Source organism: Teichococcus aestuarii, from assembly GCF_003116135.1.
GTDB classification, from domain to species: Bacteria; Pseudomonadota; Alphaproteobacteria; order Acetobacterales; family Acetobacteraceae; genus Pseudoroseomonas; species Pseudoroseomonas aestuarii.
Map to the genome: position 1 here is coordinate 1 of NZ_PDOA01000102.1, position 249 is coordinate 249.

The 249-nt window shown below is 62.2% G+C and carries 1 pseudogene; it reads right to left on the minus strand.

Annotated elements, in window-relative coordinates:
• Positions 1–132: 132 nt before the first annotated feature.
• A pseudogene (locus CR165_RS24340) lies at positions 133–249 on the minus strand (IS5-like element ISMex42 family transposase); the annotation flags it as partial.

Sequence of the window (249 nt, forward strand, 5' to 3'; positions counted from 1 at the left end):
TCGGCAAACTCAGAGACTGGCGCCGCATCGCCATGCGCTACGACCGCTGTGCCCACACCTTCTTCAGCGCCATCACCCTCGCCGCTACCGTCACCTTCTGGCTCGGACAATGGGTCCTGAGCCTAGGGTCTGTTAGAGCTTGATCCAGTCAGCGGCGGCTGCGAGGCAGAGGATACCGAGGAAGGATCTGGCAGTCTTCTCGTAGCGGGTGGCGACGGCGCGCCATTCTTTCAGGCGTGCCCAGAGATT